Genomic DNA, 13827 nt, shown 5'->3' on the forward strand with positions numbered 1-13827 from the left:
CCGCCCTATCCGCTCATCGCGCTCATCTGCCGCATGATGTCATTCATCGTGAGCCATCCGATCAGCTTCCCCGGCTGCGCGGTGGAAACCACGGGCACATGGGAGAGATTCGCCTCGATCATCTTCTGGGCGGCACTACGGATCGACAGGTCCGTCGGCAGCGTGAATAGCTCCCGACCACCGATCAGAGCGGCGACATCCGGCGCTTCGCGATGCCGCTCCAGTTCGGCCCGGGTCACCACCCCGGCTAGCTGTCCATCCATCCCCAACACCGGATAGGCCCGATATTCGCAGCCAGCCGCCACCGCCCGGTGGAGTGCCGCTACAGGGGGCTCGCTGGAAAAAAGCGGAAAGACATCATAGGTCATGATGGCTTGGACCGGCAGCTTGCTGTAGTCCTGCGAGCCGCGATAAGCAGGCAGCCTCCGCAGGTTCACGCCATCCTGCAGGAGCAAGGCATCATAGATGCCCACCGGCTGGAGCTTTCGCGCGATCTGCCAGGCAAGCATGTTCCCCGCCATCAGCGGCAGGATCAGCGAGTAATTCCCCGTCATCTCGAAGATGATCAGCAAAGAGGTGATCGGGCAGCGGATCACGGCGGCGAAGAATGCCCCCATGCCGAGCAGCACGCAGCCTCCGATGACCCGGGCATCCTCCGGAAAAAGTGGCAGCCAGTTTCCCGGATGCACCACCGAGGTCAGAAGCAACCCGATCAGCCCTCCCAGCATGCCGCCGAGGAAGAGCGTCGGCGAGAATAGCCCCCCCGAACCACCGCTCGAATAGGCAACCACTACCGCGAGAAATTTGAAGACTAGCAAGATGACGAGGACTCCCGCACCCAGTTTGAACTCGAAGGCGGCCTGCAAGCTATCATAGCCGATGCTGAAAACGGAGCTGCGCGGATCACCGGCCTGCAAGGTGAGGAAGTAAGCAGCCAGCGCAAGCGCCCCGCACGCAAGCCCGCCCACGGCAGGATTGATCCACGAACATCCGAAAGGACGCAGCGCGAACCAGCTTCGCAACTTGAGCACGCTACTCGCGAAGAGATGACCTGATGATCCCGCGAGCAGCCCGAGCGGCAGAGCCACCAGCATCCAAGGTGCAGTCTTGAAGTCCTGAAAAATCTTCGCGGGCAGAATCGGCTCTTCGCCGAGAATCCCGCGCGAGATCGCGGCGGCGACCACTACGGCCACCACCATCCCGCCTAACGCCTTCATTGAGAAATTGTCGAGCAGCTCCTCGAACACGAAGGTCAAGGCGGAGAGCGGTGCATTGAAGGCCGCGGCAATGCCTGCCGCCACTCCCACCGGCAGCATCGCCTGCACCCGGGCAGGATCGCGGAAGGCCCATCGCCCGATGCGGGAGGAAATCGCGGCACTCAGGTGCACCGTCGGACCTTCACGCCCGAGGCTGTTCCCTAAGCCCACATAGAGTGCCCCGAGCACGAAGCGGCAAATGCCTGCCCGGGTGGATACCTTTCCACCATGGTTGTAGTAGGCGGCCTTGGTCTCTGGGATCCCGCTGCCCGATGCTTCGGAAGATACAAAGCGGACGGCAAGTCCCACCAGCAAGCCGGCCAGAGCAGGAGCCGCGAGCAGCACCGTACAAAAGCCTGGCGTCCCCATGCTGCGGGCGAAGTGCCACAGCGATTCAAAAAGCCCGTGGATCGCCAGATGAAATGCCACCGCGGCCAGACCACAGGCGGCTCCCGCGGCGAGGCACAGCATCAGGAAGCGCTGCCCATCACTGAAGCGCATCCGCAGCCAATCGGCCGCGGTGGTCCGCGCTCCCTCGTTGACAGGAAGGCCTGCGGCAATGGGGCTAGATGGCATGGGAAATTTCGGAAGGAACCGCCTCCAGATCGTGGCAGGCACGGATAAAGCCGGCAGCGCTCCAAGCTTGGTAGGCTTTCCCCATCGGGCGTCCCGTCATTCCATGGTGCCACTCATTGAATTCCCAAGGGAAAGACATCCCTTGCTGGCAAAGCTTTGCCAGCTTCACCAGTTCACGCTGGGCAAGATCCGGAAGTCCAAGGCGATGGATGAAGCGCACCCACATCGATCCGACGAAGGGCCAGAGGCCGCCATTGTGATAGTGATTCGGCAGGTTCAGCAGGTTCACCGCATAGTAAGAGCGCCACTCGGGATCACCGGCTTGCACGGGTGGATAGAGGTTCTTCACCGGAAAGGGATCGTTGACCCCGGATCCCCATAGGAAGCGGAACGCCATCATCGCACGCTCCTTGTCGAGAAGTCCCGTGAGGAAGGCTAGCAAGTTGCCACAAACATCGCAGCGCCAGCTAAAGCTGAACGGGGAAACCTGAGCCACGAGGTAACGCGCATCGCCGAGCGAATATTGGGCATCGGTAAAGCTGTGCAGCATGGCTCCTTCTTCCGTGTGCGTGCTGGGCCAGAAAGTGGCCATGAACTTCTTCCTGACTCGCAGTGTCTGCTGGCGATAACCCTCCGCCTTTTCGTTTTCACCGAGCCGGTCGAGGAGCCTCGAATAGCAATCCAAGCTGCGGTACCAAAGCACCTCGTCATAGAGCACGTGGTAGCTGAAGCCAAAGAGATCCGCCCAATCACTGGCCTCGGGGATCTCCAATAGCCCGCAGTTGTTGGAGTCGTGCGCCGCCAGCCAGTCCATCGCTTTTTGGAGGCGTCCGGCGTGGCGCTCCGCCAGGCTCCAGTCTTCACGAGCCTCACAAAGGTGGACGATTCCCACAATGACCCACATCACGCTGTCGATGCTCGCAATGCCGCCGACGCCCGCGTATTCCGGCACGCCGGTTTCGATGTGGACGTTCGCGGGGATCTGGCCATTCGGCCCTTGGTTGTCCAGCAGGGTATCAAAGGTGGCAATCTGCGCCTGGCGGATGTCCTCGTCCTCAAGATCGATGGTCCATAGTGCGGTCAACGCTCCATCCCGCGCCCAGACGGAGCGGTAGTTGGCATCGGTCCCATAGACGGTGTTGTCCGCCAGCGAGCACGCACTGAAGCCGGCTGGCGTCACGTTCTTCCGCACGACCTCGATCGCGCGGAGATAGCCATCGGCCAGCAAGCGGCGCTCCTCCTCGCTCAAGGCCCGGTATTCCTCCGGACGAAACAGGATCTTCGATGTCTTGCTCGCTTCCATAGGGGGATCAGGGAATGACTTCGGGGAATTCGTCCGGCACCTCGTAGATCCCTCGATAGCGATCAAAGACGGCAAGCGTTCGGCGGGCGATGCCGGTCCAGCCGAACTGGCGGCGGGAGAAGCGCGCCCCCTCCACGGAGAGCCGTTCATGCAGGCGCTCATGACGCATCGGCATCGCCAGCAGTGCCGCAAATTCACCCGGCTCCTTCGGATCGGCGAACAGGGCGTGGGTGCCGAAATCCACCGCTTCGTGAAGCCCGCCGTGCGTGGTCACCACCGTGGGTGTCCCGCAAGCCATCGCCTCGATCGCGGTCATGCCGAAGGGCTCGTAGCGCGAGGACAGCGCAAAGACTCCGGCAGCACGATAGTAGTCCGCCATCTCCTCATCCGGCACGTAGCCGATCCATTGCACGGCGTCTGCGACACCGAGTTCGCGCGAAAGCCCTTGCCACTGCTCGACACGTTCACGGTCCCTCTCCGAGTCGGCTCCGATCGCCAGCTTGAGCCGGGCATCCGGCACGAGAGCCCGCAAGGACGGCAGCGAGGCGATCAACAGGTCGATCCCCTTGTTGGTCGCAGCCCGTCCCACGCAATAGACATCGTGGGCACCGAAGTCCAGGCGCTCCCGGATCTCTTGCAAACGGGATGGCATCACCGGGGTGAAGCGCTGTTCGTCGATCCCTGGCGGGATGAGGGTGATATGGCTACGGGGGATGCCGTAGTCCGCTTCCAGCAGCTCGCACTGCTGCTCGGTGGTCGCGATGACATGATCGCAATTCCGATAGACGAGAAACTCTTTCTCGATGCGCTCCGTAAAGCGGTAGATCCGCTCTACCTCTTCACGCGACCCCTTCATGTCCCTGCTCTTCCACGTGCCGAGGGAATGCGGCGTGTGGACGTGGGGAATCCTCAGTTCTTCCGCGATCCGCTGGCCCGCCCAACCGGCGTCCCAATAGTGGGAACTCACCACATCATAGCGCAGCCCGCGGTGTTTCGCCTCCGCCATGAAATTCGTCACGAAGTCCCGCAGCAGACCATGCATATCCTCCTTGCGGATGAAGCCCTTCCCGCCGAAAGGAATGCGCCAGACACGGAGATTCGGATTGAGGCGGTCCATCTCCGGCTGCTTGTCGAAACGCCGTGTCACCAGATCGACCTTGTAGCCGAGCCTCGCAAAGCGCTTCGCCAGCTCCAATACGAAGACCACCTGCCCGCCGGTGTCCGGCTTGCCGAGCTCAGGCTCCGCCGCCACGTAGCCATGGATCGAAAGCATGAGGATCGAAGGTTTCGTTTCCCGTTTCATCGCGCTTCCTCCTTTCCATCCGGCAGCGCACCCCAGTGGCGCAGACCCTCGATCACGCCCAAGGCGCTGGGCTGGGAAGCAAAGTAAGTCTTCGCGGGATTCACGCGATCGATCAGCTCGTGCCGTGAATTCGAGACGGCGATTGCCATGCGTGCGGCATTGAACATGTCCACATCGTTCCCGGAGTCTCCGGCGACGATCACACGCGAGGGGTCAAATCCCATCAAGCGCGCCACCCAGGCCGTCGCCTTGTCCTTGCCCGCGGCAGCAGGCAACACATCGAAGTCACTCTCACCGGAAGTCACCACCACGCTTGCGGGAACAAGATCGAGGACGCGTCTCCGGAACTCCTGCCAGCGTTCCGCGGGCACATGATAGCTGGCCTTGTACACGCCCTGATGTTCGGGCCGGTGCGGGAGCATCCCGACGCTCTCCATGAATGCATCGACCGGCCTGCGATCCCACCCCCTGAACTTTTCCGTCCAATCGTTCCGGTCCACACCGTCCACCATGACTTCCGTGCCCATGGCCGTGATCAGGCCGTCGATCTTCAGTCCGGTGGGCAGGAGTGCCAGCGTGCGCAGAACGCTGGCACGGGGTCGGCTCGAATTCAAAACCAGAGCGACCCGAACTCCCAGCTCCGAAAGGGAGCTCACTCCCCCGTCATGGCCGGTGAGGGTCCCGTCCAGATCACTTACTAACAACCATTGTCTGCTTCGTGTTTCTTCCATGGGGCGCGTTCCGCGTGAATTCGCGGAACGTAATCGTCCCCCCGAATGAAAATCAGGGCACCTACCGGCGGCGAAGGGCCACAAGGATAGGCCGCGTGCAGGACCGGGCCAGTGAAAGTTGCCGAGCGGCCCAGCCTCCGCACTCGATTCATAGTTGTAACCTAACTCTAACAGAATCCGCGATCCGCCTTCCCTTCACCTCACAAACCGAAGCGCAAATCCCTGAAAAACAAAAACCCCTGCCCTGCTTCACCGGCGGCCCCATGACCCATTATAATCGATCTATCTGCGATGTATCCGGCGTTACAAAATTTCCGGAGCATAAATAAAGCAAATCGTCTTCTCGATGAATCCATACCTAAAGCGCATTTTGTAACGCAACTCGCCGGTCGCGACGGCTGGAAACCAACACTTTGTTAGCCGACCTCACTCGCCAGTCAGCCATTGTGGCGGATTTGGCCTTGCCCCTGCTTGGAAGAACCAGACACGCTTCACGGGCATATTTTCAGGATCACCGCTTATTACCCCATCAAGAATGGCTGAACTCGCTCCAATCCCCCCTGCTACATCCTCCGATATTTCGTTGTTGGCACCCCCCCCCCGGCAGCAATGGCCCGACGTGATCCTCACGATTGCGGCGAAAGGCCGCTTGCTGCCGGGCGCAGGCGGCAGGATCGGGGAGGCGGGCGATGCGGCCACCGGTTACGCCAGCGCGCGTCCGCTGCCGATATGGTGTGTGCTGGAGGAGCGGAGTCATCCCGGATCCGCTCGGTTCGCGGAACAAGCCTTCGAGCGCGCGCTCCACCTCGCCGCAGAGCATGGCTGCGTCTCCATCGGGGTGCTCGTCGATCCTCGCAAGGCCAAGCTGATGCCGGTGGAAGAGGTCACGGAAACCGCACTTCGGGTCTTCCGCGAGCTCTCGGGAAAACACCCCTTCCGGAGCATCCACTTTCTTCCGGCCGATAGCTTTATCCCCTAAATGCCCAGGGCCACCGCATTCGCCGCAGCGTAGTGATGCGCGTGGCTCAAGCTGATCTTCACCTCGGCGATGCCCATCGCCTCCGCATAGGCCTTCCCGGAGCCCGTGAGCACCAGGGCAGGCTCACCGCTCTCCTTCCGGATGATCTCCATGTCCAGCCAGCCGAGTTCCTTCCCGATGCCGGTGCCGAAGGCCTTGGCGATCGCTTCCTTCGCGGCAAAGCGGGCGGCATAATGGATCTCAGGACGTCGCTGCGCCTCGCAATAGGCACGCTCGCTCTCGGTAAAGATCCGCGTGGCGAAGCGCTCGCCGAACTCCGCCATCGAGGAGCCGATGCGTTCCACTTCCACCACGTCGATGCCGATGCCGAAGATCTTCATTCCTCGGGCTCAGGGTAAGCAGCCATGAGGCCCTTCATCTCCGCCACCGCAGCCGTGAAGCCGACACGCATCGCGCGGGAGACGATGCTGTGACCGATGTTCAACTCGGCCAAGTGCGGCACGACGAAGAGCCGATGGAGATTCTTGTAGTTGATGCCGTGACCCGCATTCACCTGGATCCCCGCGGCATGACCTGCCTTCGCAGCCTCGATCAACCGGGCGATCTCATGTTCCAGCTGGCCATCCACCGCATTCGCGAAGCAACCGGTGTGAAGCTCCACCATCTCCGCACCGACGGCGGCAGCGGCTTCGATCTGATGCAAATCCGGATCGATGAAAAGGGACACGCGGATTCCATGCTCCTGCAGCTTGGCCACGCATGCCTTCACCTCCTCGATGCGACCGGCGACATCGAGGCCGCCTTCCGTGGTCACTTCCTCGCGGGTCTCCGGCACCAGACACGCAAAGTCCGGACGCAGGTCCAGCGCCAGCGCCGTCATCTCCTGGGTAACACCCATCTCAAGATTGATCGGCAGGCCGCAATGCTTCCGCACCTCATAGGCATCCCGGTCCTGCATGTGGCGGCGGTCCGCCCGCACGTGGATCGTGATCGAATCCGCGCCGCCCAAGCGCGCATCGTGCGCGGCATCAAGCGGTGAAGGTTCCGCGTTCGGCGAATCCGGCAGCAAGGCATAGCGCGCCTGCCGCAAGGTCGCCACGTGGTCGATATTAACGCCCAGAAGCATGTCCCCGCCATACCGCCGGGGCCGGAGGGCTGCACCTAAAAAATCTCCGCGCGGTCATTCCGTGCCCGGAGTCATTCCGCGTCGCATGCGTGTCTGGCAGTTGATTCAGAAAGATTCCGCCACGCGCTGCACCGGCGGGACGACTGCGGAGATCGCCAGGGATTCCGGTACGGCAGATCGCGCGTTCGGCGCATTCCACGGTGAATCCGGCAGAGGCGGAGGCACGCTACCCGGAGAAGCCGCAGGCACTTGCGGCTCATCCGCTTCCGTTTCACCAACCACGGGCTTCCCACGCCGTGCCTTCAGCTCCTTGAGGTGAATCGCCCGGGTCGTCTTGCGATCGGTCATGCGATCCAGATCCTCCAGCTTCATGAAAGCCGTATAGACCGCCTCATCGCTCAGAAGCACGTGCCGACGCAGGCCGATCCAGCCGCACAAATCACTCCCGATCACATTCTCCGGCATCTCGGTCCGGAAATCGCCATCCACGAAGAAGACCAGCGAATGGACGTTCCGCTCCGGCAAGCCGAGGAACTTCGCCACCGCCAGCACATGCAGGTGATTCTGAGGGAGCGGATTCGGAAACTGGGTGTTCCGGCCGTAGATCGATTGCGTCCACATCTTCTGACGGCTGCTTCCGAAGATCCATCCGTTGTAATACTTCGTCTCGATCACAAAGATGCCGAAGCGCGAAACGACCACATGATCGATCTGTGTGGTTCCGCTTCCGTCTGGCCGCGGCAGATAGAGATCGTGAAAGCTGCGATAAAACTGCTCGTTCAAGTCCTTCAGCCGGCCGGCCACGATCCGCTCGCCCTTCGCCCCCTTGGAGCGCCTTGGCTGCAAGGCCACCACCATGCCCAAGAGGCTGACGAACAGCCCGATGGCAATAGAAACGGCAATGGCGATGAGGATGAGCACTGCATGAAACTACGCAATTACCCTCAGGCTACCCATAACGTGATAGCGTGTGATATAATCAGGCTTGGCGAATCACCTTCACCCCCTAACATTCCACCATGATCCGCGTATCCCTCCTTCTCGCGATTCTCCCCCTGCCCGCTTCCGCGCAGTCCTCCGGCCAAGGACAAAAGATGCTCGAGCAGGGAGTCAAAAACGCCATCGCCACCTTCACCCCCCTTCCCGCCAATGAGCAGCGAAGGGTGATGGAGGAGTCCACGAAGTTCCTGGGCCGCTCCGTGAACTTCCGCGCCGATGGCACAGCCAGTTCGATCTACACGCCACAAGGCCTGCACCTCGAATGGAAGAAGCTGGGGATCGGGAAAGTCACCTCCCAAGCGGTTTCCCAAGCAGACCAAGCAAACGGCATCCAGAGGCGCTACCTCGCTACCATCACCTTCGAGACATCCCGCAAGTGGGATAAGAAAGCCAACCAGTGGGGCCAATGGAACGATACCGGCTACATCCTCTTCCCCTCGGCAATCACCGTCGAGGAGATCAACGGAATCCTCACGCCGAAGTCTTCCATCCTCAAAGACTTCAACCCCGGTGTCGGCGGAGGCCCGGCGAAGGGGTTACAAGTTCCGGGAATCTATCGTGTGAAGAAGGACGGGAAGCTGGAGCCCGTGAAGTAGCCAAGCCGGGGACAAAACCCCTCTCCCAAAAACAGTTCGAGCGGACCGAACCGGTCCGCCCCACCGCAGAGCAGGGGCGCGAGCAGCGCCCCTTCCTTGATCAATCGCTTCAGTGCCTGAAGTGACGATGACCGGTGAAGATCATCGCAAGGCCCGCGGCATCCGCGGCGGCGATGACTTCTTCATCACGCATCGAGCCGCCCGGCTGGATGCAGGCCGTCGCACCGGCTTCGATCGCAGCTTGCAGGCCGTCGGCAAAGGGGAACATCGCGTCAGAAGCGATGACCGAGCCCTTCAAGTCCAAGCCTGCTTCCTTCGCCTTCCACACCGCGATGCGGGAGCTGTCCACGCGGCTCATCTGGCCGGCACCAATGCCCAGAGTGCGGTCGCTCTTCGCGTAAACGATGGCGTTCGACTTCACGTGCTTCACCACGCGCCAGGCAAAGCGCATCGCGCGCATTTCCTCTTCGGTCGGCGGACGCTTCGTCACCACCTTGCCCTCGAGGTTATCGAGGCCCAACGCGGTGTGGTCGCGGTCCATCACCATCAGCCCGCCCGGACAGGAGCGGACGACCGGTGCGCGCTTCGCGACGAGGTAGGCGTCGTTCAGCTTCATGATGCGCAAGTTCTTCTTCTTCTGAAGTACCGCACGGGCTTCCGGCTCGTAGTCCGGGGCGATGATGACATCCGTGAAAATCTCCGAGATGATGCGGGCCACGCCTTCCGTCAGCGGGCGGTTGCACACGATCACCCCACCGAAGGGTGCCTGGCGGTCGGTTTCAAAGGCCTTCTGCCAAGCCACGCGCAGGTCCTCATCGTCCTGGCCCACACCGCAGGGGTTCGTGTGCTTCAGGATGCCGATCGTCGGACGCACGAAGTCGAGGATCAGGTCCGCGGCAGCCTCGATGTCGAGGATGTTGGTGTAGCTCAGCTCCTTGCCCTGCAGCTGGCTGAAGCAGCTCTTGAAATCGCCATAGAGTGCCGACTTCTGGTGCGGGTTGTCTCCGTAGCGCAGCTCCATCTCGAGCGGCAGGCTCACGGTGAAATTGCAGCGGGTCCCCTGCCCGCACTGGCCGAGGTAGTTCGAGATCGCCGCATCGTACTGCGAAGTGCGGAGGAAAACCTTCACAGCCAGCTGCTCGCGGAAGCCGATAGTCGTGTTCCCACCGTGCTCCTTCATCTCATCGACCACGCGCTGGTAATCGTTCGGGTCGGTCACCACGGTCACGGAGGCGTAGTTCTTCGCCGCGCTGCGCAGCATCGAAGGGCCGCCGATGTCGATGTTCTCGATCGCGTCCGCAAGGGTCACATCCGGTTTCGTGATCGTCTGCTCGAAGGGGTAAAGATTCACCACCACCAGATCGATCGGCGGGATATTGTGCTCCCTTGCCTGGGCCAGATGCTCCTTGTCATCGCGCTTGTGGAGCAGGCCGCCGTGAACCTTGGGGTGCAGGGTCTTCACGCGGCCTTCGAAAAGTTCCGGAGCGCCGGTGAATTCGGACACGTCCATCACTGGCAGGCCGGCTTCGCGCAGGGTCTTGGCGGTGCCGCCGGTGGAGAGGAGCTCCACGCCAGCCTCATGCAGCTGCTTGGCGAAGTCGGCGAGACCGGTCTTATCGGAGACGGAAAGAAGGGCGCGTTCGATGGGCATCGTGTCGAGAGGTGGTTTGAGAAATCGGGGCGACCCGCCCCGCGTAGTCCCCGGTAGGCCCGGCGGCAAGCGCGGAATGCAGGACCGCCCGGTAGCGGTTTTTCGTTGAAAATGGATCCGGTCAGTGGCTGGCGACGACCCGCTGGCGCATCTCGCCCAGGCCCTCGATGCCCAATTCCACGCAATCTCCGGGGGCCAGGTAGCGCGGCGGCTTCATCCCCATGCCGACCCCGGCCGGGGTACCCGTGGCGATCACGTCGCCGGGCAAAAGTGTCATGAAACGGCTGATGTAGGACACCAGATGGCGCAGGCCAAACATCATGTCCCCCGTCCACCCGTTCTGGCGCAGCTCGCCGTTCACCTTGCACCACAGGCGCAGTCCCTGCGGATCCGGCACAGCGGAGGCAGGGACCAGCCACGGCCCCATCGGGCCAAAGGTATCGCAGCTCTTCCCCTTCATCCACTGGCCTCCCATTTCCTTCTGGAAGGCGCGCTCGGAGTAGTCGCAGAAGACCGAGTAGCCAGCCACGTAGTCCAGCGCGTGCTCCTCCGGCACGTGGGAGGCGGTCTTGCCGATCACCAGGGCCAGCTCGACCTCGTAGTCCAGCTTGTGGGCACCGGGCGGATTCACCACATCATCATAGGGCCCGCTCCAGCAGGTGCTGGCTTTCATGAAAAGCACCGGCTCGGTCGGGATCCCCTCACCGAATTCCTTCGCGTGATCGAGGTAGTTCTTCCCCACGCAGACGATCTTCGAGGGCCGGTCCACGGGCGGACCAAGCCGCACCTCCGGAGGGATCTCCTCCGCGTCCGGACAACCGTCCTCCACCCAGGCCTGCAGGGCCTCCATGCCGCCAAGAGCGAAGAAGCCCTCGTCGTAATCGGTGAATTGCCCACCCACGTCGAGGCGGCGGCCGTCATCCAGGATGATTCCGGGTTCTTCCCGGCCAGGCTCGCCGTAGCGGATCAGTTTCATGAACGCATACCTAACAGCGGTCTCCCCCTCTGGCAATCCAGCCACTTTCCGTTTTTTTTGCGTTCGTCACAAAGCACTGAAAATCCGCTGGTTTTTCGTTTCAAATTTGCATCCCCGGCATTCAGGAAGACTTAAAACTTTTCAAAAGCTAAATTTTCAGCCAAGGATGGAGACGTGCACAAGGTGCTCTCAACACCTGTGCACATTGGACAGGCCGTGCAGCGTATCCCTTACAATGGATTATTCTCTGGGGGGAGATCGATCCGATAGATTCGCCGCAGGAACCTGGACTACCCAGAAAGGGCGCGAACTTTGACTCCGGGGGGAATCTTGTTCGCGCCCTTTCCTTTTCTCCTCGAAGCGCCTTTCGGCCACGCTTGCTGAGCCCCTTTCACACCGGGCCCCTCGCGTTCTCCCGGCTCACCGCATCGGATGAGTTAACTAAAACGGGAAAATCTGCACCAAAGGACAATATACCCGGAAGGCCCAAATGGGCAGCCTGCCGAGGACAAAAAAGCCGGAGAGCAGCATTCAAGCGGCAATGACCACCGGCCCACGGGATCGAACCACAAGCCGCCCGAGATATATCACACCTGAATATCAATATCCGTTTTCCAAGACTTGAACGAAACCTCCTGCCCATAAGCCACTCTCTCCTTTGTCCGGCATCGCGGAAACCTTCGCCAAATCCAAATCATGAAAAAAGCCATTCCCGTCCTTCTTTCGCTCGCCGCTATCTCCGCCCACGCGGGCCAGACCTATGAAGCCCCGCCGCGCATCACTCCCGCCACAGAGTCCTACTCGGGCTGGGAATTTTCCTTCGCTCTCTACGCACCCTTGATGGGACTGGATGGAGACGTCGGCGTGGCAGGCCTTGCCCCCGCCAACGTGGACCTCGATTTCGGCGACGTATGGGACACCCTCGACGGCGGGCTCAGCGGAGCCTTCGAAGCGAGATACAACCGCTGGTCCATCAATCTGGATGCGATCTGGCTGAAGGTCTCCGATGACGCGCTCCCTTCCGGCACCTCCTACCTCCGCTTTAATGAGGAAGAACTGATGGCGTCTCTCTCCGTCGGCTACGCCCTCGTCGACACCCAGACCACCACCCTCGATTTTCTCGCGGGCGCCGCGGTGACCAGCATGGATGTGGATCTCGATCTGATGACCGTCCCCACCGCGATCACCAGCGTCTCGGGCTCGCAAGAATGGATCGATCCCTACGTCGGGCTCCGCTTCCGCTACAATCTCGGCGATCGCTGGACGATTTTTGCCACCGGCCTCTACGGAGGATTTGACGTTTCCTCCGACGAATACTGGCAGGCGATTGCCGGCATCAGCTACCGCATCGGCGAATGCACCTCCCTCGCCCTCGCCTACCGCATCATTTCCGTGGACTACAATCAGGCAGGCTTCACCTACGATGTGGATAGTAGCGGCCCGAATCTCGGGCTGGTGTTCCACTTCTGATCCTCTCTCCCGTTCTTCCCTCCTACCCCCTGAGAACACCATGAAAACGACAACGCACTATCACCCTTATGAAAGCGTCATGTTTGCTTCCGGTGCTCCTTGCGGGCATGTTCAACGCGCCCCGCGCAGGGGCTGCCACCATCGTTCAGAACTTTGAGGCCGGGGAGGACACCAGCAACTGGGGGTCCACTTGGACAGGCGGCGCCATCGAGCCTGCCTTCCTCGATCTTGCCGCGGGCGGCGCGAATGCCGGCGGAGGAGCCAGCGATTCCCAGAGCTTCTCCCGGCAGTTCCGGAACAACACCGCGGACCTCGATGTCACCGCCGCCTATAGCATCACCATGGATGTCCAGTTGGACACCTTCGATGGTCCGGCCGGCGGCCAGTTTGAGATCGTGGACGGTGCCTTTGGGAATGGAAACGCGGCCAACCTGCGGGTTACCACCACCGCCACTCCGGGAGTCTTCACCTGGCAGGCCCGCGACAATACCACAGGCTGGCAAGATCTCGGCATCACTCTTGATCTCGCGAGTCCCTACCGCGTGGTGCCTACCATCGATCCGGAAAGCGTCACCTACTCCGCCGCGGTTCACGCCATCGATAGCTCCGGCAATGTGCTCGGCACCGGCTCTCTCGCAGATCTGGCCTTCGATCAAAACGTCATCACCAACGGGCAGAATGGCACCCTGCTCTTCTACATACAGGCCTCCGCGGGAGGAACCAGCGCCCTCGTGGACAACATCAACATCACCAGCGTTCCGGAGCCGGAAACCGCCCTCTCCATTCTTACCGCCGCCTTGGTGAACGCGCTGCGGCGGAAGCGCATGCCCTTCTAACAAGGGACCACGGCCGCTCCGGACT

The 13827-nt window shown here is 61.4% G+C and carries 13 protein-coding genes; 4 read left to right on the plus strand and 9 right to left on the minus strand.

Annotated elements, in window-relative coordinates; genetic code table 11:
* Positions 1-5: 5 nt before the first annotated feature.
* Genes HHL09_RS01605 through HHL09_RS01620 form a run of 4 tightly spaced genes read right to left on the minus strand, consistent with a single transcriptional unit; the run spans position 6 to position 5169 of the window.
* Positions 6-1832 (minus strand): chloride channel protein, encoded by a 1827-nt coding sequence (locus HHL09_RS01605; RefSeq protein WP_169452752.1) that lies wholly within the window; start codon positions 1830-1832, stop codon positions 6-8.
* Complete coding sequence (locus tag HHL09_RS01610; RefSeq protein WP_169452441.1) at positions 1822-3135, minus strand: amylo-alpha-1,6-glucosidase; 1314 nt, start codon at positions 3133-3135, stop codon at positions 1822-1824. Before HHL09_RS01610 ends, HHL09_RS01605 begins: the two co-directional genes overlap by 11 nt.
* Before the next feature lie 7 nt (positions 3136-3142).
* Positions 3143-4408 carry a glycosyltransferase gene (locus HHL09_RS01615; RefSeq protein WP_205760958.1) on the minus strand — a complete coding sequence of 422 codons (1266 nt, stop codon included), beginning with the start codon at positions 4406-4408 and terminating at the stop codon, positions 3143-3145.
* A gap of 26 nt (positions 4409-4434) precedes the next feature.
* Entirely contained in the window at positions 4435-5169 is a 735-nt protein-coding gene (locus HHL09_RS01620) for an HAD-IIB family hydrolase (RefSeq protein ID WP_169452754.1), read from the minus strand.
* A gap of 586 nt (positions 5170-5755) precedes the next feature.
* Between HHL09_RS01620 and HHL09_RS01625 the strand changes: the two genes are divergently transcribed.
* Positions 5756-6148: a hypothetical protein gene (locus HHL09_RS01625; protein ID WP_169452755.1), complete on the plus strand. Its 393-nt coding sequence runs from the start codon at positions 5756-5758 to the stop codon at positions 6146-6148.
* Here the strand turns inward: HHL09_RS01625 and acpS are convergent.
* From acpS to HHL09_RS01640, 3 genes are all read right to left on the minus strand, one after another.
* Positions 6145-6528 (minus strand): holo-ACP synthase, encoded by a 384-nt coding sequence (gene acpS, locus HHL09_RS01630; RefSeq protein WP_169452756.1) that lies wholly within the window; start codon positions 6526-6528, stop codon positions 6145-6147. The two genes, HHL09_RS01625 and acpS, sit on opposite strands and share 4 nt — an antisense overlap.
* On the minus strand, positions 6525-7274 hold the full coding sequence (locus HHL09_RS01635; protein WP_169452757.1) for a pyridoxine 5'-phosphate synthase: 750 nt from the start codon (positions 7272-7274) through the stop codon (positions 6525-6527). Before HHL09_RS01635 ends, acpS begins: the two co-directional genes overlap by 4 nt.
* A gap of 105 nt (positions 7275-7379) precedes the next feature.
* Positions 7380-8195 (minus strand): nuclease-related domain-containing protein, encoded by an 816-nt coding sequence (locus tag HHL09_RS01640; RefSeq protein ID WP_169452758.1) that lies wholly within the window; start codon positions 8193-8195, stop codon positions 7380-7382.
* A 98-nt stretch (positions 8196-8293) separates the two neighbouring features.
* Here HHL09_RS01640 and HHL09_RS01645 point away from each other — a divergent pair, with 98 nt between their 5' ends.
* Positions 8294-8869: a hypothetical protein gene (locus tag HHL09_RS01645; RefSeq protein ID WP_169452759.1), complete on the plus strand. Its 576-nt coding sequence runs from the start codon at positions 8294-8296 to the stop codon at positions 8867-8869.
* 109 nt (positions 8870-8978) lie between these two features.
* On the opposite strand, the gene purH is transcribed toward HHL09_RS01645, so the two are convergent.
* The gene (gene purH / locus HHL09_RS01650) at positions 8979-10520 is read right to left on the minus strand and encodes a bifunctional phosphoribosylaminoimidazolecarboxamide formyltransferase/IMP cyclohydrolase (protein ID WP_169452760.1); all 1542 of its coding nucleotides are present in this window, start codon (positions 10518-10520) and stop codon (positions 8979-8981) included.
* Positions 10521-10641: 121 nt separating this feature from the next.
* Entirely contained in the window at positions 10642-11496 is an 855-nt protein-coding gene (locus HHL09_RS01655) for a fumarylacetoacetate hydrolase family protein (protein WP_169452761.1), read from the minus strand.
* 696 nt (positions 11497-12192) lie between these two features.
* On the opposite strand from HHL09_RS01655, the gene HHL09_RS01660 reads away from it, so the two are divergent.
* Positions 12193-12966 (plus strand): porin family protein, encoded by a 774-nt coding sequence (locus HHL09_RS01660; RefSeq protein ID WP_169452762.1) that lies wholly within the window; start codon positions 12193-12195, stop codon positions 12964-12966.
* 107 nt (positions 12967-13073) lie between these two features.
* The gene (locus tag HHL09_RS01665) at positions 13074-13802 is read left to right on the plus strand and encodes a hypothetical protein (protein ID WP_169452763.1); all 729 of its coding nucleotides are present in this window, start codon (positions 13074-13076) and stop codon (positions 13800-13802) included.
* The last annotated feature ends 25 nt before the right edge of the window (positions 13803-13827 follow it).

The sequence above is a fragment of the Luteolibacter luteus genome (assembly GCF_012913485.1).
GTDB classification, from domain to species: domain Bacteria; phylum Verrucomicrobiota; class Verrucomicrobiia; order Verrucomicrobiales; family Akkermansiaceae; genus Haloferula; species Haloferula lutea.